Source organism: Pseudoxanthomonas sp. 97-1-1 (assembly GCF_057773125.1).
Genome location: NZ_JBYMTJ010000002.1, coordinates 429,170 through 453,385, shown reverse-complemented (window position 1 = coordinate 453,385; position 24,216 = coordinate 429,170). Strand labels below are relative to the sequence as shown.

At 66.4% G+C, this 24,216-nt stretch carries 24 protein-coding genes and 1 tRNA gene; 2 read left to right on the top strand and 23 right to left on the bottom strand.

Annotated features, from left to right (window positions below; all coding sequences use genetic code 11):
• Position 1 precedes the first annotated feature (1 nt).
• The 16 genes from AC3DET_RS09350 to tpiA form a co-directional block, all read right to left on the bottom strand.
• On the bottom strand, positions 2-1,513 hold the full coding sequence (locus tag AC3DET_RS09350; protein ID WP_192201409.1) for an NADH-quinone oxidoreductase subunit M: 1,512 nt from the start codon (positions 1,511-1,513) through the stop codon (positions 2-4).
• 60 nt (positions 1,514-1,573) lie between these two features.
• Entirely contained in the window at positions 1,574-3,805 is a 2,232-nt protein-coding gene (nuoL, locus tag AC3DET_RS09345; RefSeq protein WP_488391430.1) for an NADH-quinone oxidoreductase subunit L, read from the bottom strand.
• A gap of 16 nt (positions 3,806-3,821) precedes the next feature.
• Positions 3,822-4,127: an NADH-quinone oxidoreductase subunit NuoK gene (gene nuoK, locus AC3DET_RS09340; protein WP_192201411.1), complete on the bottom strand. Its 306-nt coding sequence runs from the start codon at positions 4,125-4,127 to the stop codon at positions 3,822-3,824.
• Complete coding sequence (locus AC3DET_RS09335) at positions 4,124-4,777, bottom strand: NADH-quinone oxidoreductase subunit J (RefSeq protein ID WP_488391429.1); 654 nt, start codon at positions 4,775-4,777, stop codon at positions 4,124-4,126. Before AC3DET_RS09335 ends, nuoK begins: the two co-directional genes overlap by 4 nt.
• A 10-nt stretch (positions 4,778-4,787) precedes the next feature.
• Positions 4,788-5,276: an NADH-quinone oxidoreductase subunit NuoI gene (gene nuoI / locus AC3DET_RS09330; protein ID WP_055943845.1), complete on the bottom strand. Its 489-nt coding sequence runs from the start codon at positions 5,274-5,276 to the stop codon at positions 4,788-4,790.
• Positions 5,277-6,368 carry an NADH-quinone oxidoreductase subunit NuoH gene (gene nuoH / locus AC3DET_RS09325; protein ID WP_337731010.1) on the bottom strand — a complete coding sequence of 364 codons (1,092 nt, stop codon included), beginning with the start codon at positions 6,366-6,368 and terminating at the stop codon, positions 5,277-5,279. It abuts the gene before it with no gap.
• On the bottom strand, positions 6,365-8,614 hold the full coding sequence (nuoG, locus tag AC3DET_RS09320) for an NADH-quinone oxidoreductase subunit NuoG (protein ID WP_488391428.1): 2,250 nt from the start codon (positions 8,612-8,614) through the stop codon (positions 6,365-6,367). The genes nuoH and nuoG overlap by 4 nt, the downstream gene beginning before the upstream one ends.
• Complete coding sequence (nuoF, locus tag AC3DET_RS09315) at positions 8,611-9,981, bottom strand: NADH-quinone oxidoreductase subunit NuoF (RefSeq protein WP_337731012.1); 1,371 nt, start codon at positions 9,979-9,981, stop codon at positions 8,611-8,613. Before nuoF ends, nuoG begins: the two co-directional genes overlap by 4 nt.
• Before the next feature lie 4 nt (positions 9,982-9,985).
• Positions 9,986-10,513: an NADH-quinone oxidoreductase subunit NuoE gene (gene nuoE, locus AC3DET_RS09310; protein ID WP_192269026.1), complete on the bottom strand. Its 528-nt coding sequence runs from the start codon at positions 10,511-10,513 to the stop codon at positions 9,986-9,988.
• Positions 10,510-11,814 carry an NADH-quinone oxidoreductase subunit D gene (locus tag AC3DET_RS09305; protein ID WP_446538542.1) on the bottom strand — a complete coding sequence of 435 codons (1,305 nt, stop codon included), beginning with the start codon at positions 11,812-11,814 and terminating at the stop codon, positions 10,510-10,512. Before AC3DET_RS09305 ends, nuoE begins: the two co-directional genes overlap by 4 nt.
• A complete protein-coding gene (locus AC3DET_RS09300) occupies positions 11,811-12,536 on the bottom strand; it encodes an NADH-quinone oxidoreductase subunit C (RefSeq protein ID WP_192201417.1) in 726 nt (241 codons plus the stop codon). Before AC3DET_RS09300 ends, AC3DET_RS09305 begins: the two co-directional genes overlap by 4 nt.
• A 44-nt stretch (positions 12,537-12,580) precedes the next feature.
• Positions 12,581-13,135, bottom strand: coding sequence for a NuoB/complex I 20 kDa subunit family protein (locus AC3DET_RS09295; protein ID WP_093299488.1), 555 nt, complete (start codon positions 13,133-13,135; stop codon positions 12,581-12,583).
• The gene (locus AC3DET_RS09290) at positions 13,126-13,482 is read right to left on the bottom strand and encodes an NADH-quinone oxidoreductase subunit A (RefSeq protein ID WP_055943822.1); all 357 of its coding nucleotides are present in this window, start codon (positions 13,480-13,482) and stop codon (positions 13,126-13,128) included. The genes AC3DET_RS09295 and AC3DET_RS09290 overlap by 10 nt, the downstream gene beginning before the upstream one ends.
• 309 nt (positions 13,483-13,791) lie before the next feature.
• A tRNA-Leu gene (locus AC3DET_RS09285) sits at positions 13,792-13,876 on the bottom strand.
• Positions 13,877-13,925: 49 nt separating this feature from the next.
• Entirely contained in the window at positions 13,926-14,363 is a 438-nt protein-coding gene (secG, locus tag AC3DET_RS09280; RefSeq protein ID WP_488391427.1) for a preprotein translocase subunit SecG, read from the bottom strand.
• A 68-nt stretch (positions 14,364-14,431) separates the two neighbouring features.
• The gene (gene tpiA / locus AC3DET_RS09275) at positions 14,432-15,190 is read right to left on the bottom strand and encodes a triose-phosphate isomerase (protein WP_446538544.1); all 759 of its coding nucleotides are present in this window, start codon (positions 15,188-15,190) and stop codon (positions 14,432-14,434) included.
• A gap of 113 nt (positions 15,191-15,303) precedes the next feature.
• On the opposite strand from tpiA, the gene AC3DET_RS09270 reads away from it, so the two are divergent.
• On the top strand, positions 15,304-16,116 hold the full coding sequence (locus AC3DET_RS09270) for an SDR family NAD(P)-dependent oxidoreductase (protein ID WP_488391426.1): 813 nt from the start codon (positions 15,304-15,306) through the stop codon (positions 16,114-16,116).
• An 86-nt stretch (positions 16,117-16,202) separates the two neighbouring features.
• Here the strand turns inward: AC3DET_RS09270 and AC3DET_RS09265 are convergent, their stop codons facing one another.
• From AC3DET_RS09265 to trpB, 5 genes are all read right to left on the bottom strand, one after another.
• Entirely contained in the window at positions 16,203-17,141 is a 939-nt protein-coding gene (locus AC3DET_RS09265) for an isopenicillin N synthase family dioxygenase (protein ID WP_446538545.1), read from the bottom strand.
• Positions 17,142-17,217: 76 nt separating this feature from the next.
• Entirely contained in the window at positions 17,218-18,567 is a 1,350-nt protein-coding gene (glmM, locus tag AC3DET_RS09260) for a phosphoglucosamine mutase (RefSeq protein ID WP_446538546.1), read from the bottom strand.
• The gene (accD, locus tag AC3DET_RS09255) at positions 18,564-19,457 is read right to left on the bottom strand and encodes an acetyl-CoA carboxylase, carboxyltransferase subunit beta (RefSeq protein ID WP_192201423.1); all 894 of its coding nucleotides are present in this window, start codon (positions 19,455-19,457) and stop codon (positions 18,564-18,566) included. The genes glmM and accD overlap by 4 nt, the downstream gene beginning before the upstream one ends.
• An 87-nt stretch (positions 19,458-19,544) precedes the next feature.
• Positions 19,545-20,342, bottom strand: coding sequence for a tryptophan synthase subunit alpha (trpA, locus tag AC3DET_RS09250; protein ID WP_488391425.1), 798 nt, complete (start codon positions 20,340-20,342; stop codon positions 19,545-19,547).
• Positions 20,343-20,441: 99 nt separating this feature from the next.
• Positions 20,442-21,653, bottom strand: coding sequence for a tryptophan synthase subunit beta (gene trpB, locus AC3DET_RS09245; RefSeq protein WP_488391721.1), 1,212 nt, complete (start codon positions 21,651-21,653; stop codon positions 20,442-20,444).
• Between the two features lie 97 nt (positions 21,654-21,750).
• On the opposite strand from trpB, the gene AC3DET_RS09240 reads away from it, so the two are divergent.
• Positions 21,751-22,632 (top strand): LysR family transcriptional regulator, encoded by an 882-nt coding sequence (locus tag AC3DET_RS09240; protein ID WP_488391424.1) that lies wholly within the window; start codon positions 21,751-21,753, stop codon positions 22,630-22,632.
• Positions 22,633-22,635: 3 nt separating this feature from the next.
• Here AC3DET_RS09240 and AC3DET_RS09235 read toward each other — a convergent pair whose 3' ends face one another.
• Together AC3DET_RS09235 and truA are read right to left on the bottom strand one after the other, a co-directional pair.
• The gene (locus AC3DET_RS09235; RefSeq protein WP_446538550.1) at positions 22,636-23,274 is read right to left on the bottom strand and encodes a phosphoribosylanthranilate isomerase; all 639 of its coding nucleotides are present in this window, start codon (positions 23,272-23,274) and stop codon (positions 22,636-22,638) included.
• Between the two features lie 121 nt (positions 23,275-23,395).
• Positions 23,396-24,214, bottom strand: coding sequence for a tRNA pseudouridine(38-40) synthase TruA (gene truA / locus AC3DET_RS09230; RefSeq protein ID WP_488391423.1), 819 nt, complete (start codon positions 24,212-24,214; stop codon positions 23,396-23,398).
• Positions 24,215-24,216: the final 2 nt, after the last annotated feature.

Sequence of the window (24,216 nt, the reverse complement as noted above, 5' to 3'; positions counted from 1 at the left end):
CTTACAGCTTGCTGTTGGCGAGCTGCATCGCCAGTTGCGCGATCGACGGCTCCATCAGGTCCGTCAGCGGCTTGGGATACACACCCAGCGCCAGTACGCAGACGGCGAACCCGCCCAGTACCAACGCCTCGCGCAGGGACACGTCCTTCAGCTCGGCCACATGGGCATTGGCCACGTCGCCGAGGATCACGCGCTTGACCAGCCACAGCGTATAGGCCGCACCGATCACCAGCGTGGTGGCGGCGAAGAAAGCGATCAGCGGATGCTGCTGGAAGCTGGCCAGGATGACCATGAACTCGCCGACGAAGCCGCTGGTGCCGGGCAGGCCGGAGTTGGCCATGCCGAACAGGATGAAGAAGGCGCCGAACCACGGCATCGTGTTGATGACCCCGCCGTAGTCCTTGATCATGCGGGTGTGCATGCGGTCGTACAGCACGCCGACGCAGGTGAACATCGCACCGGAGATGAAGCCGTGGCTGATCATCTGCACCATCGCACCCTGCAGGCCCAGGCGTGCGCCGTCCAGGTTGCCGTAGTCGCGCACCAGGCTGAAGGCGATGAAGATGCCGAGGGTGACGAAGCCCATGTGCGAGACCGACGAATAGGCGATCAGCTTCTTCATGTCGTCCTGCACCAGCGCCACCAGGCCCACGTAGACCACGGCGATCAGCGACAGCACGATGACGAACGTCGCCCACTCGTGGCCGGCATCCGGCACGATCGGCAGGCTGAAGCGCAGCAGGCCGTAGCCGCCGATCTTCAGCGCGATGGCCGCCAGGATCACCGAACCGGCAGTCGGCGCCTCGACGTGCGCATCCGGCAGCCAGGTGTGCACCGGGAACATCGGAATCTTCACCGCGAATGCGATCAGGAACGCGAAGAACAGCCAAGTCTGTTCCTTCGCCGTCAGCGGCATCGCGTACAGGTCGGCCAGCTGGAAGCTGCCACCCTTGATGTACAGATACACCAGACCGACCAGCATCAGCACCGAGCCGAGGAACGTGTACAGGAAGAACTTCAGCGAGGCATAGATGCGGCGCGGACCGCCCCAGACACCGATGATCAGGAACATCGGAATCAGCATCGCCTCGAAGAACACGTAGAACAGGACCGCGTCGCTGGCGGCGAAGATGCCGTTGGTCAGGCCTTCCAGGATCAGGAACGCGGCCACGTACTGCGCCACGCGCTTGTTCACCGAGCCCCACGCGCCGGCGAGCGTCAGCACGGTGATCAGCGTGTTGAGCAGCAGCAGCGCCACCGCGATGCCGTCGGCGCCGAGGTTGTAGTGGATGTCGAAACTGGGGATCCACGCATGGTTTTCGACGAACTGCAGGCCCGGGTTGGCGTAGTCGAACCCGGTCAGCAGCCCGACGCTGAAGACGAAGGTCAGCACCGCCACCGCGAAGCCCAGCCAGCGGGCCGCATCCGCGCGGGCATTGCCCAGCGCGAGCACCAGCGCGCCACCCAGGATGGGCAGCCAGATCAGAACACTAAGCAGGGGCCAGTTCGACACGTTGTGTTATCCGTTGAGTTCTTCGCCAGGACGATCCGCCGGAGCGGCGGCGTCAGGTCGTTACTGCCAAAACTTGATGACGACGCCCAACAGCAGGATCAGGCCGACGATCATCGCGAACGCGTAGTGGTACAGGTAGCCGGACTGGGTCTTGCGCAGCAGGTGCGCGCCCAGGTCGACCAGCTTGGCCGTGCCGTTCACCGCCGCGCCGTCGATCACGTGGCTGTCGAAGGCGCGGGACGCCTTGCCCAGTTTCACGCCACCACCGGCAAAGCCGTTGATCCAGAGATGGTCGGCCCAGTACTTCTTGTCCAGGATATTGGTCAGGAAGGCGCCGACCGCGCTGTTGCGGACCTTGCCCGGCAGTTCCGGCTTGAACAGGTACAGGAACGTCGCGAGGACGAAGCCGCCCAGTGCCAACCAGAACGGCGGCATCTTCATGCCATGCACGGCGAACTCCCACGGACTGTGGAACTCTGCCTTCAACGCCATCACGGTGTCGCGCGGCGACAGGGCCAGATTCGGATCGATCCGCAGGAAGTCGATCGCGCCGAGGAAGAACGGCGTCGCTTCGTGGTGACCCGTCCAGTCGGTGCCGAACAGCATCGGACCGATGGTGAAGAAACCGATCAGGATCGACGGAATCGCCAGCAGCACCAGCGGCACCGTCACCACCCACGGGGATTCGTGCGGCTCATGCGCGCCGTGGTGGCCGTGATCGTCGTGACCATGGTCATCGTGGGCATGGTCGTGATGGGCATCGTGGCCATGGCCATGGTCCGCGTGCGCATCCCGGAAGCGCTCCTTGCCATGGAACGTCAGGTACAGCAGCCGGAAGCTGTAGAAGCTGGTGACGAACACGCCCAACAGCACCGCCCAGTAACCGTAGTTGGCGATCCACTCGCTCGGCCCCTGGTATCCCTGCGCGGCCATCACGCCCATCTCGGCCACTTCCTTGCCCACCTCGTGCGCCACGTGCTGGTGGTGCTTGGCGGCCTCGATGATGGTGTCCTTCGAGTAGAAACCGGAGAAGAACGGCGTCCCGACCAGCGCCAGCGTGCCGATCAGGCTGGTGATCCAGGTGATGGGCATGTACTTGCGCAGGCCGCCCATCTTCCGCATGTCCTGCTCGTGGTGCATGCCGATGATGACCGAGCCAGCCGCCAGGAACAGCAGCGCCTTGAAGAAGGCGTGCGTCATCAGGTGGAACACCGCGGCCGAGTAGGCCGACACGCCCAGCGCCACCGTCATGTAACCCAGCTGCGACAGCGTGGAATACGCCACGACACGCTTGATGTCGTTCTGCACGATGCCGATCAGGCCGGTGAACAGTGCGGTCGTCGCGCCGATGAAGAGCACGAAGTCCAGAGCCGTCTGCGACAGCTCGAACAGCGGCGACATGCGCGCCACCATGAAGATGCCGGCGGTGACCATCGTGGCCGCGTGGATCAGCGCCGAAATCGGCGTGGGGCCTTCCATCGAATCAGGCAACCAGACATGCAGCGGCACCTGTGCCGACTTGCCCATGGCGCCGATGAACAGGCAGATACAGGTCAGCGTGGCCATCGACCAGATCACCGGCTGGTCGAGCACCTGCCAGGTTTCGCCGAACAGGGTGAGCGCGCCGGACCAGACCGGCACGGCCTTGCCGGCCAGCATCGGCGAGTTCGCGAACACGGTGGCGTAGTCGAGGGTGCCGAACATCAGCAGCACGCAGCCGATACCGAGCAGGAAGCCGAAATCGCCGACGCGGTTGACCAGGAACGCCTTCATGTTGGCGAAGATCGCCGTCGGACGCTTGAACCAGAAGCCGATCAGCAGGTACGACACCAGGCCCACCGCTTCCCAGCCGAAGAACAGCTGCAGGAAGTTGTTGCTCATCACCAGCATCAGCATGCTGAAGGTGAACAGCGAGATGTAGCTGAAGAACCGCTGGTAACCCGGATCTTCCGCCATGTAGCCGATGGTGTAGATGTGCACCAGCAGCGACACGAAGGTCACCACCACCATCATCATCGCCGTCAGCTTGTCGATCATGAAACCGACGTGGCCGGTGATGTTGCCGACCTCGAAGAAGGTGTAGAGGTTCTGGTTGAACGGGGACGCACCCTGCGCCACCAGCTGGTACAGCACCCAGCACGACAGCGCACAGCTGGTCGCCACGCCCAGGATGGTGGCCGTGTGCGCGCCGGCGCGACCGACGAAGCGGCCGAACAGCCCGGCGATGATGCTGCCCAGCAGCGGCGCCAGCACGATCGCCAGCAGCACGTTCTTGGAAAGGAGGACTTCCATACCGGTCATCGGTGCATCAGCCTTTGAGCGTATCGACTTCGGCGACGTTGATCGTGCGCCGGGTGCGGAACAGGGTGACCAGGATCGCCAGGCCGATGGCGGCCTCGGCCGCGGCCACGGTCAGGATGAAGAACACGAAGATCTGGCCGGCGGCGTCGCCCAGTTCGCGCGAGAACGCGACGAAGTTGATGTTGACCGACAGCAGCATCAGCTCGATCGACATCAGCAGCACGATGACGTTCTTGCGGTTCAGGAAAATGCCCGCCAGGCTGATGCAGAACAGCACCGCGCCCAGTGCCAGCAGGTGACCGACCGTGATCATGGCGTGCCCTCCCCTTCGCCCGCCGGGGTGGACGGCGCTTCACGCACCGGCTTCTCCGCGGACATCTTGATGATGCGGATGCGATCGCTCGCCTTCACGCGCGACTGCTCGCCCGGATCCTGCGTCTTGATGCCGGTGCGCTTGCGCAGCGTCAGCATCACCGCAGCCACCACGGCGACGGTCAGGATGACGGCGGCGAACTCGAACGGCAGCAGGAACTCGGTGAACAGCGTGCGCGCCAGCCAGGCCGTGTTGGACACGTCGGCCGCGGCCGAGGCGGCGTTGTCCGGGAACGGCACCGCCATCCTCGCCTTGATGCCGATCAGCACCAGCATCTGCACCAGCATCACGACCGCCACCAGCAGGCCTGCGGGCAGGAACTTGACCCAGCCCTCGCGCAGCGCGTCGACATCGATGTCGAGCATCATCACCACGAACAGGAACAGCACCATCACCGCGCCCACGTAGACGAGGATCAGGGCGACGCCCAGGAACTCCGCGCCCACCAGCAGCCAGGTGCAGGCCACCGAGAAGAACGTCAGGATGAGGCACAGCACGGCATGCACCGGGTTGCGCACGCTGATCACCGCGCCGGCGGCGACGACCGCGACGGTGGCGAAGGCGTAGAAGCTGATCAAAACCCAATCCATTCTTTGGACCTCAGCGGAAGGCGGCGTCGGCGGCACGGCGTTCGGCGATTTCGGCTTCCAGCCGGTCGCCAATCGCCAGCAGTTGCGGCTTGGTCACGATGTTCTGGCCACGCTTGTCGAAGTGGTACTCCAGCACGTGCGTTTCCACGATCGAATCCACCGGGCAGCTTTCCTCGCAGAAGCCGCAGTAGATGCACTTGAACAGATCGATGTCGTAGCGCGTGGTACGGCGGGTGCCGTCCTCGCGCGGGGCCGAGTCGATGGTGATGGCCAGCGCCGGGCACACCGCCTCGCACAGCTTGCACGCGATGCAGCGCTCTTCGCCGTTGGGATAGCGGCGCAGCGCATGCAGGCCACGGAAACGCGGCGACTGCGGGAACTTCTCCATCGGGTACATCAGCGTGTACTTCGGCTTGAAGGTGTACTTCAGCGTCAGCCACAGGCCCTGCATCAGTTCCAGCAGCATCAGGCTCTTGAAGTAGTGCACAACCTTGTTCATTTACACACCCTTCTCGAACACACCGAAGAACACCAGCAACGCCGTCACCGCGATCCATGCGATGGTCAGCGGGATGAACACCTTCCAGCCGAGCCGCATGATCTGGTCGTAGCGGTAGCGCGGGAAGCTGGCGCGGAACCAGATGTACGCGCTGGCGAAGAACAGCACCTTCAGCAGCAGCCACGGCCAGCCGCCGGTCCAGATCCAGTTGATCCACGGCGATACGTCTGCGGTGATCCAGCCCTGCAGCGGGCTCAGCCAGCCGCCCAGGAAGAACAGCGACACCAGGAAGCTGACCAGGATCATGTTGGCGTATTCGGCCAAGAAGAACAGTGCGAACGCCGCACCCGAGTACTCCACCATGTGGCCGGCGACGATTTCCGATTCGCCCTCCACCACGTCGAACGGCGAGCGGTTGGTCTCGGCCACGCCGGACACCCAGTACACGATGAACAGCGGGAACAGCGGCAGCCAGAACCACTCGAAGAAGCCGGCGTTACCCGACTGCGCCATCACGATGTCGGTCAGGTTCAGGCTGCCGGCGGCGATCAGCACGCCCACCAGCGCGAAGCCCATCGCGATCTCGTAGCTGACGACCTGCGCGGCCGAGCGCATCGCGCCGAGGAAGGCGTACTTCGAGTTCGAGGCCCAGCCGGCGATGATGATGCCGTACACGCCCAGCGAGGTCATCGCCAGCAGGTACAGCAGGCCGGCGTTCGCGTTCGACAGCACCAGCTGGTAATCGAACGGCACCACCGCCCACGCGGCGAAGGCCGGCGCCAGCGTGATCAGCGGCGCCAGGATGTACATGGTCTTCTGCGCGCTGCTGGGCTGGATGATTTCCTTGAACAGCAGCTTGAAGACGTCGGCGAAGGCCTGGAAGATGCCCATGCCCACGTACATCGGCCCGTGGCGCACGTGCATCCAGCCGATCAGCTTGCGCTCCCAGACCACGTAGAACGCGACCGAGATGATCACCGGCATGGCGATCACCAGGATCTTCAGCACGATCCACAGCACCATGCCGATGTCGCCCAGCCCGAAGAACCACTCGCGCAGGGGGCCGACGGCGTTGATCAACAGCTCGTTCATGCGCTCACCACCGTGACACGTCCTGCGCCCAGCGGCGCGGTCGCGCCGTAGCCGCTCTCGATCCACGCGGCGCCCGCAGCGACGCGGGCATCCACCACCACCGGCAACGCGGCCGTGCCGATGCCATTGCCGACCTTGGCCATCTGCCCGTCAGCGACACCCGCAGCCTGCGCGTCGGCAGGGTTCAGGACAATGCGGGCGCCGACATTCAGCGGATGCGCCTGCAACGCTTCGGCACGACGGACGGTGCCGTCGGTGCGATAGATCGCCGCGCTGACCGCCAGTTCGAGACCCTGACCATTCACTGCCGGTGCCGCCGATGTCGCGATGGCGACAGGCTTCGTGTTGCTGATCGCTTCGCGCATCCCGGCGGCATCGGTGAACTCGAAGCCGGCCAGTTGCAGTTCGCCGCCGAGTGCACGCAGCACCGTCCAGCCCTCACGGGCCTCGCCCGGCAGCTTGCCGGCGGCCTGCGCGTGCTGGTCCTTGCCGTCCAGGTTGGTCAGCGTCGCGTCGATTTCAGGTAGCAGGCCGATCGGCAGGATCACGTCGGCCACGTCGCGCGTCGACTTGCAGGCGAAATGGCTGAACGCCACGACCTTCGCAGAGGCCAGCGCGCGGGACGCGGCCGGCGTATCGGCGAAATCGAGGCCTGGCTCGATCCCGTAAATGACATAGGCGCTGCGCGGCTCGGCGAACATGCCGGCCGCGTCGCGCGCGCTCGGCAGCACGCCGTGGCGCGCCAGGCCGACGGCGTTTGCGCCCTGCGGGATGCGGCACAGCGACGCGCCGGTCGCGGACGCATAGTCCGCCGCGGCGGCACGCAGCGAGGCTGCCTGCGGATGACTCTCGGCGATGCCACCGACGATCACGACCGCGCGGTTGCCGGCCTTGGCGACGTCGCGCAGCGCGGCGTCGTTCAACGCAGCACCGAGCTTCGACGGCGCGACGATGTGCTTGCCGGCGATGCTGAACGCGAAGTCGAAGTCGACCGGATTGACCACGTGCACCTTGGCGCCCTTGCGCACGGCCTTGCGGATGCGCTGGTGCAGCAGTGGCAGTTCGTGGCGGATGTTGGTGCCGAACAGCACGATGACATCGGCCTGCTCGATCTCCGCCAGCGGCAGCGCGAACGGTTCCGCCACCGCGCCGTCGGAGAAGTCGCGGTTGTTGATGCGGTGGTCCAGGTTGCCGGTCCCGAGGCCGTCGGCGAGCTTTGCCAGCAGGCCGCCCTCCTCGTTCGACACCGCCGGGTGCACCAGCACGCCGAGGCTGTCGCCCCTGTTCGCGCGCAGGATCTCGGCAGCGGCGGCCAGGCCTTCGGCCCAGGACACTTCGCGCCAGCTTTCATCGGGTGTGCCGCCGTTGACCTTCAGCAGCGGCTTCACCGCGCGGTCGTCGGCATACAGGCCCTGGTGCGAATAGCGGTCACGGTCGGACAGCCAGCATTCGTTGACCGCCTCGTTTTCGCGCGGCACGGTGCGCAGCACTTGGCCGCGGCGCGAGTGGTAGAACACGTTGGAACCCATCGCATCGTGGAAGCCGACGGATTCGCGCGCGATCAGTTCCCACGGACGGGCGCGGAACTGGAACACCTTGTTGGTCAGCGCGCCCACCGGGCAGACGTCGATGACATTGCCCGAGATCTCGGTGGTCAGCGGCTTGCCGTCGTAGGTGCCGATCTGCAGGTTTTCACCGCGATACATGCCGCCCAGCTCGTAGGTACCGGCGACGTCGGCGGTGAAGCGCACGCAGCGCGTGCACTGGATGCAGCGGGTCATCTCCGTGGCGACCAGCGGACCGATGTCCTCGTCCGGCACCACGCGCTTGCGTTCCTGGAAGCGGCTGACCGAGCGGCCATAGCCTAGCGAGAGATCCTGCAGCTCGCACTCGCCGCCCTGGTCGCAGATCGGGCAGTCGAGCGGGTGGTTGATCAGCAGGAATTCCATCACGTTGCGCTGCGACTTCAACGCCTTGTCGCTGCGCGTGGCGATCTTCATGCCATCCATCACTGGCGTGGCGCACGCCGGCGCAGGCTTGGGCATCTTCTCCACTTCCACCAGGCACATGCGGCAGTTGGCGGCGATCGGCAGCTTCTCGTGGTAGCAGAAGCGTGGAATCGGAATGCCCGCCTTGTCGGCGGCCTGGATGATCATCGAACCCTTGGGCGCGGCCAGTTCCTGTCCGTCGATGAAGACGGTGACGTGGTCCGGCGGCAGGTTGGGATTCACGGGCTGCGCACTCACGCGGCCACCTCCAGGTTGGAACGGACCACCGTGCCGTCCCGCTCGTCGTCGACGAGGAAACGCTTGTTGACGATCGCGTATTCGAATTCGTGCCAGAAGTGGCGCAGCATGCCCTGCACCGGCCACGCGGCGGCCTCGCCGAACGCGCAGATGGTGTGGCCTTCGATCTGTCCTGCGGCCGCTCGCAGCGTCTGCAGGTCCTCAAGGGTGGCCTTGTGCTCAGCGACGCGGGTCAGCATGCGGTACATCCAGCCGGTGCCCTCGCGGCACGGCGTGCACTGGCCGCAGCTTTCCTTGAAGTAGAAGCGCGCGATGCGCTGGCACGCACGCACCATGCAGGTGGTGTCGTCCATGACGACGACGGCGCCCGAACCCAGGCCGGAGCCGGCCTTCTGGATGCTGTCGTAGTCCATCGTCAGGCCCATCATCACCTCGCCCGGCAGCACCGGCATCGAGGAACCGCCCGGAATGACGGCCTTGAGCTTGCGGCCTTCGCGCATGCCACCGCAGAGCTCCAGCAGGTCGGCGAACGAGGTGCCCAGGCGGATCTCGTGATTGCCGGGACGCGCAACGTGGCCGGAGACCGAGAAGATCTTGCAGCCGCCGTTGTTGGGCTTGCCCAGGTTCATGAACCACTCGGCGCCGTTGCGCACGATGGCCGGCACCGATGCGTAGGTTTCGGTGTTGTTGATCGTGGTCGGCTTGCCGTACAGGCCGAAATTGGCCGGGAACGGCGGCTTGAAGCGCGGCTGGCCCTTCTTGCCTTCCAGCGACTCCATCAGCGCGGTCTCTTCGCCGCAGATGTAGGCGCCCGCGCCCAGCGCGTTGTACAGGTCGATGTCGACGCCCGAGCCGAGGATGTTCTTGCCCAGCCAGCCGTGCTTGTAGGCCTCGGCGGTGGCTTCTTCCAGATGCTCGAAGGGTTCGTGGTGGAACTCGCCGCGCAGGTAGTTGTAGCCCACGGTGGAACCGGTGGCGTAGCAGGCGATCGCCATGCCCTCGATCACCGCGTGCGGGTTGTAGCGCAGGATGTCGCGGTCCTTGGCGGTACCCGGCTCGGATTCGTCCGAGTTGCAGAGGATGTACTTCTGCATGTCGCCCTTGGGCATGAAGCTCCACTTCAGGCCGGTGGGGAAGCCCGCGCCGCCGCGGCCGCGCAGCCCGGACTGCTTGACCATTTCGACCACGTCGGCCGGCGGGATCTTCTCTTCGATGATCCTGCGCAGCGCAGCGTAGCCGCCGGTCTTCAGGTAGTTCTCGTACGACCACGGCTTGTCGAAATGCAGCGTGGTGTAGACGGCCTGATGCTCCTTGGGAGCGGGGCCGACCGGGCCGTAGCCTTCGGAATAGTGGGAATGGCCTGCCATGCGCTTACTCCAGCCCGTCCAGCAGCTCGTCGACTTTCGCCGGCGTCAGCTTCTCGTGGTAGTGGCCGTTGATGACCACGACCGGCGCGCCGCAACACGCGGCCACGCACTCTTCCTCGCGCTTCAGGTACACGCGACCATCGGCGGTGGACTCGCCCAGCTTGCAGCCCAGCTTCTTCTCGGCGTGGGCGACCAGGTCCTGGGCGCCGTTGAGCCAGCAGCTGATGTTGGTGCAGAAGGCCACGTTGTTGCGGCCGACTTTCTCGGTCTCGAACATCGAATAGAAGCTGGCCACCTCGTACGCCCACACCGGCGGCAAGTCGAGGTACTTGGCGACAGCGGCGATCAGCTCGTCGGTCAGCCAGCCCTCGTTCTGTTCCTGCGCGGCATGCAGGCCCTGCAGCACCGCGGAGCGCTTGCGGTCCGGCGGGAACTTGGTCAGCCAATGATCGATGTGCGCGCGCGTCTTGTCGCTCAACGCCACCAGCGGATCGACGTTCTGCGCCGCCTCGAAATTACCCGTGGCCCTCATCGGTCCACCTCACCAAAGACAAGATCATAGGTACCGATCATCGCAACGACGTCGGGAAGCATGTGGCCGCGCACGATCTCGTCCATGGAGGACAGGTGCGCGAAACCCGGGGCGCGCAGCTTCACGCGGAAGGGCTTGTTGGCGCCATCGGACACCAGGTAACAGCCGAACTCGCCCTTCGGCGCCTCGACGGCGGAATAGGTCTCGCCGGCCGGCACGCAGTAGCCCTCGCTGAAGAGCTTGAAGTGGTGGATCAGCGCTTCCATGTCGTCCTTCATCTCCTCGCGGGAGGGGGGCGCGACCTTGAAGTTCTGCACCATGACCGGGCCGGGATTGGCCTTCAGCCACTTCACGCACTGCTGGATGATGCGGTTGGACTGGCGCATCTCGGCGACACGGACCAGGTAGCGGTCGTAGCAGTCGCCGTTCACGCCGACCGGAATGTCGAAATCGACCACGTCATACTTGGCGTAGGGCTGCTTCTTGCGCAGGTCCCAGGCGATACCCGAACCACGCAGCATCGCGCCGGTCATGCCCAGCGCGCGCGCCTGCTCGGGCGAAACCACGCCGATGCCGACGGTGCGCTGCTTCCAGATGCGATTGTCGGTCAGCAGCGTCTCGTATTCGTCGACGCGCTTGGGGAATTCGTTGGTGAAGTCTTCAAGGAAGTCCAGCAGGGAGCCTTCGCGCGCCTGGTTGAACTGCTTCAGCGCCTTGCCCTTGCGCCACGGCGATTCCTTGTACTTCGGCATGCGGTCCGGCAGGTCGCGGTACACACCGCCGGGGCGGTAGTACGTCGCATGCATGCGCGCACCACTGACCGCTTCGTAGCAGTCCATCAGCTCCTCGCGCTCGCGGAAGGCGTACAGCATCACTGCCATCGCCCCGAGGTCGAGCGCATTGGAGCCGATCCACATCAGGTGGTTCAGGATGCGGGTGATCTCGTCGAACATCGTGCGGATGTACTGCGCGCGCTCCGGTGCCTCGATGCCCATCAGGGTCTCGATGGCCCGCACGTAGGCGTGCTCGTTGCACATCATCGACACGTAGTCCAAGCGGTCCATGTAACCGATCGACTGGTTGAACGGCTTGGACTCGGCCAGTTTCTCGGTGCCCCGGTGCAGCAGGCCCACATGGGGATCGGCACGGACGATGGTCTCGCCGTCCATTTCCAGGATCAGGCGCAGCACACCGTGTGCGGCCGGGTGCTGCGGGCCGAAGTTCAACGTGTAGTTGCGGATCTCCTGCCTGGCTTCGGCAGGATTGCTGGCGAACGCGGCGCCGGATTGCGGATTGCTCATGCCTTGCCCTCGCGCGCGGCGGCTTCGCCGGCGGCGGTCTGGTAGCGCGCGTCGTCGCGGATCACGCGCGGCACGCCGACGCGTGGCTCGACCGAAGTGACCGGCTCGTACACCACGCGCTTCTTCTCTTCGTCGTAGCGGACTTCGACGTTGCCGATCAGCGGGAAGTCCTTGCGGAACGGATGACCGACGAAACCGTAATCGGTCAGGATGCGGCGCAGGTCCGGATGACCTTCGAAGATGATGCCGTACAGATCGAATGCCTCGCGCTCGAACCAGTTCAGGCCCGGCCATACGTCGCACAGCGACGCGACAACCGGAAGACCGTCATCCGGTGCGAAGCAGCGCACGCGGACGCGACGGTTGTGCTGGTACGACAGCAGGTGCAGGACCACCGCGAAGCGGTTGGGCTGCGAGGCACCCTGCGGGCGCTGCTCCCAGTTGAAACGTCCCGGGCCGAAACCCTCCACGCCGCGACTGAAGCCCTCGGAGGACACATCGGCTGTGTCCCATTCGGTGCTGCCGTAGCCCAGGTAATCGACGCCACTGACATCGACGGCCTGTTCGAAACCGAACTCGTCGCGCAGCGCCAGACAGACGGCGTGCCAGGAGGCGGACGGCACTTCCAGCGTGATTTCGCCGCGCGGCTCGGCCACGCTGACCGTCGCGTCCGCGAAGCGGGCGCGCAGCTGGTCGGTGAAGTTTGCAGCTTGCTCTGCCATGGGGCGTGGCGTGCTCTGAAGGGGGATGTCGGGGGAAGCAGGAATCAGCGTGCGATGGTCTGCGTGCGCCAGATCTTCTTCTGCAACTGGAGGATGCCGTACACCAGCGCCTCGGCCGTGGGCGGGCAACCGGGTACGTAGACGTCCACCGGCACGATGCGGTCGCAACCGCGCACGACGGAGTACGAGTAGTGGTAGTAGCCGCCGCCATTGGCGCAGCTGCCCATCGAGATCACCCACTTCGGCTCGGGCATCTGGTCGTAGACCTTGCGCAGCGCGGGGGCCATCTTGTTGACCAGCGTGCCCGCCACGATCATCACGTCGGACTGGCGCGGCGACGGGCGGAACACCACGCCATAGCGATCCAGGTCCAGGCGCGACGTGCCGGCGTGCATCATCTCCACCGCACAGCACGCCAGGCCGAATGTCATCGGCCACATCGAACCGGTGCGCGCCCAGTTCATCAGCGCATCGACGCTGGTGGTGACGTAGCCCTTTTCCAGCAGCGGGTTGTCGCCTTCGGGGCGCAGGATGTCGTCCACCCGCCCTTCCGGGATCGGGTTGTTCATCAGACGGTCGACGGTCTGGATCACTCCCATTCGAGCGCTCCCTTCTTCCAAACGTAAATGAAGCCGAGGAACAGCATGCCCACGAACAGGCCCATCGTGACGAGTGCACGCGGGCCCAGCTCCTGGAACACCAGCGTCCACGGAACAATGAAGATGATTTCCAGATCGAACACGATGAACTGGATGGCGATCAGGTAATAGCGCACGTCGAACTTCATGCGCGCGTCTTCGAAAGCCTCGAAGCCGCATTCGTACGGGGACAGCTTCTGCGCGTCCGGACGACGCGGCCCCAGGAAGCGGCCGGCCACCATCAGCGCGATGCCGATGCCGGTGGCGACGATCAGGAACAACAGGGTGGGCAGGTAGTTGGCCAGCACTCGCTTGTCTCTTCTTGTCCTATCCGCCGGCGCGCATGACTGCGGCTCGGCATGAATGGGGCTTGCATCGCCCGCCCGGCCACGGTGTGCGCCGCGACCGACCCTTTGGCGACGCCGCCCGGGCCCACCTTCCGCGGGAGCCCTTCCGCAACACGTACCGGGCGCCCGATGAATCGCCGGGATTGTAACGGTTCGTGAACTCGCTAGTAAACGATTACCCGCGCATATCGCGCTTGTCGACAAAAGAAAAAACCCGCCGGATGGCGGGTTTTTCGCTGCGGGAACGACATTCATGCCGACCCGCTGTATTGGTGCCCAAGAGGGGACTCGAACCCCTACGACTTTCGTCGCTACCACCTCAAGGTAGTGCGTCTACCAATTCCGCCACCTGGGCAATCAAACCTTTGCGCAGCGCTTCGCGCACCCCGCCATTGTAGCCGGGCTCAGCCGCCCTGCGGCGGTGTCGCCGGCGCCTGTTCGCCTGCGGGCACTGCATCCTGCGGTGCGGCAGGCACGGTGCCGGTCGGTGCGGGAGCCTGCTGGATCGGCGTGCTGGGCACGGTCGACGGCTTCGGCAGTTCGCCCGCGGGAGCAGCGGGTGCCGCCGGCAGCTGCGACATCACGCCGAGATTCTGCTGCGTGGTCGGACGCGCGCTGTGCGTGGCGTACCACGCCATGAACAGACTGATCCCGAAGAACACGATGGCAAGCCACTTGGTGCTCTTGGACAGGAAGTTGGACGCGCCGCGCGCGCCGAACACCGTGCCTGAAGCGCCCCCGCCGAAGCCGGAACCGGCCTGGGCACCCGAGCCACGCTGCATCAGCACCAGCGCGATGATGGCGATGGCCACCAGCACGTAAACCACATTCAGGATCAACATCCACTGCATCGGAATCAGTCTCAACCGGTTGAGTCGTCCGGCCCGCGAGGGTCCGGTCTTGCCAGGGGCTACCCCCGACCGGCCGCCGCCTGCGCGATGGCCAGGAAATCCCGGGCGACCAGTGAAGCACCGCCCACCAGCCCTCCATCGACATCGGGCTGCGAAAACAGTTCCGCGGCGTTGTCGGGCTTCACGCTGCCTCCGTACAGGAGGGTCAGCGAATCGGCGATTCTAGCATCGCGTGCGGCCACTTCGCCACGGATGAAGGCATGGACGGCCTGCGCCTGCTCCGGCGTGGCGGTCAGGCCAGTGCCGATGGCCCAGACGGGCTCGTAGGAGATCACCGCATCGGCGAAGGCCTGCGGTCCGGCAAGGTCGAACACGGCTTCCAGCTGCTTGAGGATCCGGAACTCGGTCTGGCCGTCCTTGCGCTGCTGCTCGGTCTCGCCCACGCAGAGCACGGGGATCAAGCCGGCGTGCTTGGCCGCGACGAACTTGCGCGCCACGAACTCGCTGCTCTCGTTGTGGTACTGGCGGCGCTCTGAATGACCCACCAGGCCGTACCGCGCGCCCACGTCGACCAGCATGGAGGCCGACACCTCGCCGGTGTATGCGCCCTTCTCGTTGCTGCTGACGTCCTGCGCGCCGAACGCGATACCCCGGTGGCCGTAGTCTTCGATCAGCTCGCCCAGGTAGGGCAATGGCGGCAGGACCAGCAGGTCCACGCCGTCCAGCGGGAGGCCGGCGACCAACTCGTCCATCAGCGCGGTGGCGAAACCGCGATTGCCGTGGAGCTTCCAGTTCCCAGCCACGAGCTTGCGGCGCATAAGACCAATTCCTGTCCAGTTCGGGGCCGCGCAGTCTAGCGGATGTTTGCCGTCGCACCTACCCGCCACGTTATCGTGCTCGCCGACCCGCCCCTCCCGATCAGGATCCGTCCATGCCAGATGCCTCCCCTGCCCAGTCCCCCGGCTATGCACTGGTCACCGGCGCCTCCAGCGGCATCGGCGAGCAGATTGCGCGCGAATATGCCCGCCGTGGCGTCCCGCTGGTGTTGACGGCCCGGCGTGCGGAACGGCTGCAGGCGCTGGCGGAGGAGCTACAGGCGCAGGTGCCCGTGGAAGTGGTGGCCGCCGACCTGGCCGACCCTGCGGCGCCCGCCGCGCTGGCCAGCGAACTGGAGCAGCGCGGGGTGAGGGTCCGCATCCTGGTCAACAACGCCGGCTATGGCCTGCCGGGACGCTATCGCAGCAGCGACTGGTCCGATCACGCGGCATTCCTGCAGGTGATGGTGACCGCAGTCTGCGAACTGACGTGGCGCCTGCTGCCGTCGATCCGGGCCTCCGGCGAGGGTCGCATCCTCAATGTCGCCTCGTTCGCCGCCCTGATGCCGGCCGCCGACGGGCAGACGCTGTATGCGCCGGCCAAGAGCTTCCTGGTGAAGTTCAGCGAAGCGCTGGCGCTGGAGAATGCCGAGCGCGGCGTCAAGGTGACCGCATTGTGCCCGGGCTTCACCTATTCCGAGTTCCACGATGTCACCGGCACCCGCGCACGCATGCGCGTGTCATCGACGATGTGGCTGCAAGCGGCCGACGTGGCGCGGGCCGGCATCGACGGCAATGAACGTGGCGCGGTACTGGTGGTGCCGGGATGGCGCTACCGGTTGCTGCACGCGATCGCGAAGCTGCTGCCGTACCGGTGGGCGATGGGGCTGATGGCACGCAACTCCCGCAAGGTGCGACCGCTGGACTGAGCGACCAGCCCAAGGCGCTCGTGCAGGGCGCCTGGCAATCTGCGGGAGCGGGCCATCCTCCGACGCTTCTTGCCTGCGCGGCGCTCCTACTTGAGCTTGATCTCGCGCAGGCGCTCTTCCAGATAACCCTGTGCCGTGATCGGCTCGGGATAGCGCTTCGGATTGTCCGGCGTGACCGTGGACGGCAACACGTCGATCAGGAAGTCCGGATTCGGGTGCAGGAAGAACGGCACCGAATAGCGCGGCTGGCGCGCCTGCTCGCCCGGCGGGTTGGTCACGCGGTGCGTGGTCGACGGGTACACGTGGTTGGTCAGGCGCTGCAGCATGTCGCCGATGTTGACCACGATGGTGTCGGCGTCGGAGGTGAACGGCACCCACTCGCCCTGCTTCGACTTCACTTCCAGGCCCGCGGCGCTGGCACCCACCAGCAGCGTGATCAGGTTGATGTCCTCGTGCGCGCCGGCACGCACGTTCGGGATGTCGTCGGCGGTGATCGGCGGGTAGTGGATGGGGCGCAGGATCGAGTTGCCGGAATCCGTCTTGTCGGCGAAGTAGGTTTCCGGCAAGCCGATGTGCAACGCCAGCGCCGACAGCACGCGCGAACCCAACTGGTCCAGCGCCTGGTACAGGCCATAGCCGTGCTCACGGAAGCCGGGCACTTCGTCCGGCCACAGGTTCGGCGGCATCACGTCGCGGTACTTCGAATCGTCGGGAATCTCGCGCCCGATATGCCAGAACTCCTTCAGGTCGAAGTGCTTGGAGTCCTTCGCGGTCTCCACGCCGAACGGCGTGTAGCCGCGCGCACCGCCACCGCCCGCCACGTGATACTGCTTCTTTGCCTCGTCGGGCAGTGCGAAGAAACGCTTGAACACGTCGTAGGCCGCATCGATCTGCGCTTGCGGGATGCCATGGTTGCGGATGCCGGCAAACCCCCATTCGCGGTAGGCCGCGCCCAACTCGGCCACGAAGGCCTCGCGGTCGGTGTCGAAACGGGTGATGTCCAGGGTGGGGATGCGGGCACTCATGCGGTTCTGCTCCAACAGGTGTGTTGCGCGGGAGCGCCATTGAAGCGTTCCCGCGCCAGGTGTTCATTGATCAGGCTCAAGCGGCGGCGGCAGCCCGCACGGCCTCGGCCAGGGTTTCCAGCGTGTCCTTCACCAGCGCGTCGTCATCGGCCTCGACCGTCACGCGCACCACCGGCTCGGTGCCGGAAGGGCGCAGGAATGCCCGGCCGCGGCCCGACACCGCCGCCTGCGCCTGCGCGAGTGCGGCCTGCACACTCGCGGCCTCGGTGGGTTTGGCGCCGTTGGCCAGCTTCACATTGATGGTCTTCTGCGGCAGCATCGCCAGGCCATCGAGCGCATCACGCAGCGAGACCTTGCGACGCCTCAGGGCTTCCAGCACCTGCAGCGCGGCGATGATGGCGTCGCCGGTGGTGGTGCGGTCCAGGCACAGCAGATGGCCTGACGCTTCACCGCCGAGAACCGCATTGCCTTCCACCAGTGCCTGGTGCACGTAGCGGTCGCCGACCTTGGTGCGGACGAAGGGAATCTCGAGCTTGGCCAGCGCGCGTTCCAGGCCGTAGTTGGTCATCAGCGTACCGACCACCGGGCCACGCAACCGCCCGCTCGCCTGCCAGTCACGCGCCAGCAGATAGATCAGCTGGTCGCCGTCGACCGGCGTGCCCTGCCCGTCGGCCATCAGCACCCGATCGCCGTCGCCATCGAAGGCGATGCCCAGATGGGCACCGGACTCGCGCACCTTCGCAGCCAGGCTGTCGATGTGCATGGAGCCCACGCCGTCATTGATGTTGACGCCGTTCGGCTCGGCGCCGATGGTGATGACGTCGGCCCCCAGTTCGCGGAACAGCAGCGGTGCGATGTGATACGTCGCGCCATGCGCGCAGTCCAGCACCAGCTTCAGTCCCTTCAGGTCGAAACGGCGCGGCACGCTGGCCTTGCAGAATTCCATGTAGCGACCGACCGCATCACGGGTGCGGATCGCCTTGCCGAGCTTCTCGGATTCGGCGGTGAAGAACGGCGCATCCAGCGCGGCTTCGATGGCCAGTTCGGTGGCGTCATCCAGCTTCTCGCCTTCGGCCGAGAAGAACTTGATGCCGTTGTCGTAGTGCGGGTTGTGCGACGCGCTGATCACGATGCCGGCGTCGGCACCGAGCGTGCGGGTCAGGAAGGCGACCGCAGGCGTGGGCATCGGGCCCATCAACTGCACGTCGGCGCCGGCGGCGACCAGGCCGGCTTCCAGCGCCGCTTCGAACATGTAGCCTGAAATGCGCGTGTCCTTGCCGATCACCACCACCGGACGCGCATCGCCGGCGTTCTGGCACAGCACGCGGCCCAGCGCGTTGCCCAGGCGCAGCACGAAGTCGGCGGAGATCGGGCTGGTGCCCACGCGGCCACGGATGCCATCGGTGCCGAAATATTTGCGGCTCATGCGGTCACCAGGTCGCTTTGTTCGGGCTTGGGCTGTCGCATCATCAACGCCAGCAGGTCGGCCAGGCGGTCACGGAGCTCGCGGCGGTCGCAGATCTGGTCGATGGCGCCGTGCGCCACCAGGAACTCCGAACGCTGGAAACCCTCCGGCAACGTCTCGCGCACGGTCTGCTCGATCACGCGCGGGCCGGCGAAGCCGATCAGTGCTTCGGGCTCAGCCAGGTTGATGTCGCCCAGCATGGCGAAGCTGGCCGACACGCCACCCGTGGTGGGGTGTGTCATCACCGAGATGTACGGCAGGCCGGCCTCGCGAAGGCGGCCGAGCGCGGCGGAGGTCTTGGCCATCTGCATCAGCGAGAACAGGCTTTCCTGCATGCGCGCGCCGCCGCTGGCGGAGAAGCACACGAACGGCGAGCCGATCTCCAGCGCCTTCTCGGCGCCGAGGGAAAAACGCTCGCCGACCACCGAGCCCATCGAGCCGCCCATGTAGGCGAAGTCGAACGCGCTGGCGACCAGGTCACGGCCCTTCAGTGTGCCCTGCAGGGTGATCAGCGCATCGCGCTCGCCGGTGCTCTTCTGCGCGGCCTTGATGCGGTCGGCGTACTTCTTCTGGTCCTTGAACTTCAACACATCGGTCGGGCCCAGTGCCGCGCCGATCTCGCGCGTGCTGCCCGGGTCGAACAACGCCGCCATGCGGGCGCGGGCGCGGATCGGCATGTGGAAGCTGCACTTCGGGCAGACCTCCAGGTTCTCTTCCAGCTCCGGGCGGTACAGCACCGCGCCGCAGCGGTCGCATTTTTCCCACAGGCCCTCGGGGACGCTGCGTTTGCTCTTGCCTGCGTTGCCTTCGGTGCGGATGCCCGACGGCATCAGTTTGCTGAGCCAGCTCATGCGTGGTCTTGCTGCCTGCCCCGGGAGGGGCCTGATGGATTAGCGCGGCAGTTTAGCTCAGTCGTCCATGCACAGCCGTACGGTGCTTCAGCCGTCCATTGCCGCGCGCAGCGGGGCCAGGAAGGCGGAGGCTCGGGCCGGTGCGTCCGCGCCCGCTTCGGCCAACGCCGCGACCAGCGCGCTGCCGACCACCACGCCGTCTGCATCGGCAGCCATCGCGGCTGCACTGGCCGCGTCCTTGATGCCGAAGCCGGCCACCACCGGCACACGGGAGTCCACCCGCAGCTGCTTCAGGCGCCCGCCCGCCGCGCCGATGTCCAGGCGGTCGGACGCGCCCGTGACGCCGGCAAAGCTGACGTAATACAGGTAGCCCTGCGCGGTATCGCACAGCATCCGCAGGCGTTCCGGCGAGGTGGTCGGCGACACCAGTGCGATCAGTGCCAGGCCATGCTCGTCGAAGATGGCGCGCGTCTCGCCGGCTTCTTCCGGCGGCAGGTCGACCAGCAGCACGCCATCCACGCCGGCGGCGACGGCCTCCCGCGCGAAACGCGCCGGGCCATGGATCTCGACCGGATTCAGGTAGCCCATCAGCACGATGGGCGTGGCATCGTCCTGCTGGCGGAACACCTCCACCGCCTCCAGCACGTAGCGCAGGCCGGCCCCTCGCGCCAGCGCGCGCTCCGAGCTGCGCTGGATGACCGGACCGTCGGCCATCGGGTCGGAGAACGGCACGCCCAGCTCGATCACGTCGGCACCGGCAGCTACCAGCGCATGCATCACCGGCACGGTGGATTCCAGCGAGGGGTCGCCAGCGGTGATGAAGGGCACCAGGGCCTTGCGGTTGGCGACCTTCAACTCGGCGAATTTGTGTTCGAAACGGGACATGACGTGCTCACGGTGCTGGATGGGTCGGCCGTTGCAGGAGAGGCTTCAGCCCGACCGCTTTCGGAGTCCACGGTCGGGGCTGAAGCCCCTCCTGCAGGGTTACAGGGTGATGCCTTCGCGCGCCGCGATGGTGTGTACGTCCTTGTCGCCGCGGCCGGACAGGTTGCACAGCACCAGCTGGTCCTTCGGCAGATCGCGTGCCAGCTTGATCGCCTGCGCGACGGCGTGGCTGGATTCCAGCGCGGGCAGGATGCCCTCGGTGCGGGTCAGGCGATGGAACGCCGCGAGCGCCTCCTCGTCGGTGACACCGACGTACTCGGCGCGCCCGCTGTCCTTCAGGAAGGCGTGCTCCGGCCCGACGCCCGGGTAATCCAGGCCTGCCGAGATCGAATGGGTTTCGATGATCTGCCCGTCGTCGTCGCAGATCACGTAGGTGCGGTTGCCATGCAGCACGCCGATGCGCCCTGCCGACAAAGAGGACGCATGGCGACCGGTCTCGATGCCGTCGCCAGCCGCTTCCGCACCGACGATGCGCACGCCCGAATCGTTGAGGAAGGCATGGAACAGGCCGATCGCGTTGCTGCCGCCGCCCACGCAGGCGGTGATCGCGTCCGGCAAGCGGCCGTAGTCGGCCAGCATCTGCACCCTCGCCTCGCGGCCGACGACCGCATTGAAGTCGCGCACCATGCGCGGATACGGGTCCGGGCCGGCGACGGTGCCGATGATGTAGAAGGTGTCGTGCACGTTGGTCACCCAGTCGCGCATCGCCTCGTTCAACGCGTCCTTCAGCGTGGCCGAGCCGCTGGTCACCGGCACCACGGTCGCGCCGAGCAGCTTCATCCGGTAGACGTTGATCTTCTGGCGCTCGATGTCGGTCGCGCCCATGTAGACCACGCATTCCAGGCCCAGCCGCGTGGCGACGGTGGCGCTGGCCACGCCATGCTGGCCGGCACCGGTCTCGGCGATGATCCGCTTCTTGCCCATCCGGCTGGCCAGCAGGGCCTGGCCGATGGTGTTGTTGATCTTGTGCGCGCCGGTGTGGTTCAGGTCTTCGCGCTTGAGCAGGATCTGCGCGCCGCCCACTTCCCGGCTCAGGCGCTCGGCGTGGTAGATCGGACTGGGGCGGCCGACGTAGTGCTTGAGGTCCTTGTCGAAGGCAGCGATGAAGGCCGGATCGATCCGCGCGGCGTCATAGGCGGCCGCCAGCTCCTGCAGCGGCCCCATCAGGGTCTCGGCGACGAAGCGGCCTCCGTGGCGACCGAAATGGCCGGCGGCATCAGGGTAAGCGTGGTAGTCGGCGGGAGCAGGCATGGGCGGCAGGACAGTCTTCACGGGCTGTCACTCTAGCGCACAGGTCATCAACGGAAAAACGATGAAATATCATCGATCCGTGACTTAAACTCACGCAATGTCACGTTCCCTGCCACCCCTCAACGCCCTGCGAGCCTTCGAGGTCGCCGCCCGCCTGGGCAGCCTCAGCCGGGCGGCCGGCGAACTGCATGTCACCCACGGCGCGATCAGTCGCCATATCCGCACACTGGAGGATGCGCTGGGCCGGCCGCTGTTCGTCCGTGAAGGGCGAGGCCTCGCGCTGACTGCCGATGGGCAGCGCCTGCGCGACCTGGCCGGCGACGCATTCACCAGCCTGCAGGCCGGCTGGGGCGCGTTGCAGCGCGAACGAAGGCCGGCCGCGTTGGTGCTGGGCTGTCCCGGCAGCCTGCTTGCGCGCTGGGTGATCCCCCGGCTGGAACGGCTGGCGACCGACCTGCCGGACCTGACGCTGCACCTGTCCGCACAGGAAGGCGGGATCGATCTGGCCACGGCCGGCCTGGACGCGGCCCTGCTGCTGGGCGAGGCGCCATGGCCTTCGGCATGGCAGGTGCGGACGCTGGCGCCCGAACAGATCGGTCCCGTGCTCAGCCCCCACCACGCGCGCTTCGCGGCGCTGCGTGATGCTCTGCCATCGGCATTGCGGGACGAGCCCCTCCTGCACACCGTTTCGCGACCGCAGGCGTGGCCGCGCTGGTTCGCCTCCCGGCAACTGCCGGACGCGCCGCGCCTGGGCACCGGCTTCGACCACCTCACCTATCTGCTGGAGGCCGCCATCGCGGGCCTGGGCGTCGCTATCGCACCACGCGAACTGGTGCAGTCCGATCTCGACAGCGACCGCCTGGTGGCGCCCTGGGGGTTCGTCGACACCGGGGGCGAGTGGGCGCTGTGCAGCGCACGCGGCAATCCTGATCTGCGCATCGCAGCGCTGGCCGACTGGCTGCGCGCGGAACTCGCCTAGCGCCTACGGCGAAGGCCGGGCGTCCGCCACGCGCACTGCGTCGACGAAGCGCCGCATCCTGTCGGCATCCTTGATGCCGGGGCTCGCTTCGATGCCGCTGGACACATCCACGCCCCAGGGACGTGCCGTGCGCAACGCCAGCCCCACGTTCTCCGGCGACAGGCCACCCGCCAGCAGGAACGGCTTGTCGGTGGCGACCGGCATGCGCCGCCAGTCGAAGCGCTGGCCACTGCCGCCCTGCTCCCCCGCGGCATGACCGTCGAACAGGAACCCCTGCGCGCCGGGAAACGCCGCGAGGGTCGCGAAAGCGCCATCGCCCTGCCCGCCCATCGCGATCGCCTTCCAGAAAGGCAGACCAAACGACACGGCGAAGGCATCGTCCTCGGCACCGTGGAACTGCAACACGTCCGGTTGCAGCGACTCGACGATCTGCTCCACTTCACCCCGTGGGTTGTCCATCACCAGGGCAACGACCGCGATCTCGTCAGGCACCAGCTCGCGCAGCATGCGCGCCTGGCCCAGCAGCAGGTGGCGCGGGCTGCGTGGCGCGAACACCAGCCCCAGGTAGTCCACGCCCAGTTCGATGGCGAGGCGGACATCCTCGGCGCGGGTGAGGCCACAGAACTTGATGCGGGTATGCATGGTGGGCGCAGGCGATCAGGCGAGGGAGAAGCGTAGCCGCTTTCGGCAGGCCCCGTGGGGGCACACCCGGGTGCGGCGCTTTCCGCGATCCGGCACACCAGCGTCGCGCGGAAGGGCACTGCTACAGCGTGCTGGCGGAGCTGCCCGGTACGTCCTGCAACGTCACTTCCGCAGGCATCTTCCACTGGGGCGGATACAGCGGACTGACGAAGACCAGCCCATCCGGAGGCGCCGTCGGGCCGGCCACCGTGCGGTCGCGCCCGGCCAGCAGTTCGGCGATCCAGCCTTCGGGCCGTTCGCCACGCCCCACCACCAGCAAGGAGCCGACGATGTTGCGCACCATGTGGTGCAGGAAGGCATTGGCCTGTACGTCCACCACGACACGCTCGCCATGGCGCGTGACCGAAATCGCATGCAGGTTGCGCATCGCATGCGGGGACTGGCAGTGGACGGTGCGGAACGCGCTGAAGTCGTTTTCACCCAGCAGTACCTGCGCGGCACGATGCATCGCGCCATCGTCCAGTGGCATCCGTTCCCAGCTGAGGTACTGGCGCTCCAGCGCGGGGCGCGCCAACCGGTTCACGAGCGTATAGCGGTAGCGGCGCGCGCGTGCGGAAAAACGGGCGTGGAAGTCCTCCGCCACCGGCTGGCACCAGCGCACACACACCGCAGGCGGAAGCCGCGCCGTCGTGCCGAGCAGCCAGCCTCGGGGGTCGCGCGCGGCATCGCTGTCGAAATGCACCACCTGGCATTGCGCATGCACGCCCGCGTCGGTGCGGCCGGCGCAGATGGTGTTCACCTGGGCATTGGCCACCGACGACAGCGCGCCCTCCAGCGCCGCCTGGATGGTGGTGGTGTCGTCCGGCGTGCCGGACTTGCTCAGCCGCTGCCAGCCCAGGAATCCGCCGCCGTCGTATTCGACGCCCAGCGCGTAACGCATCA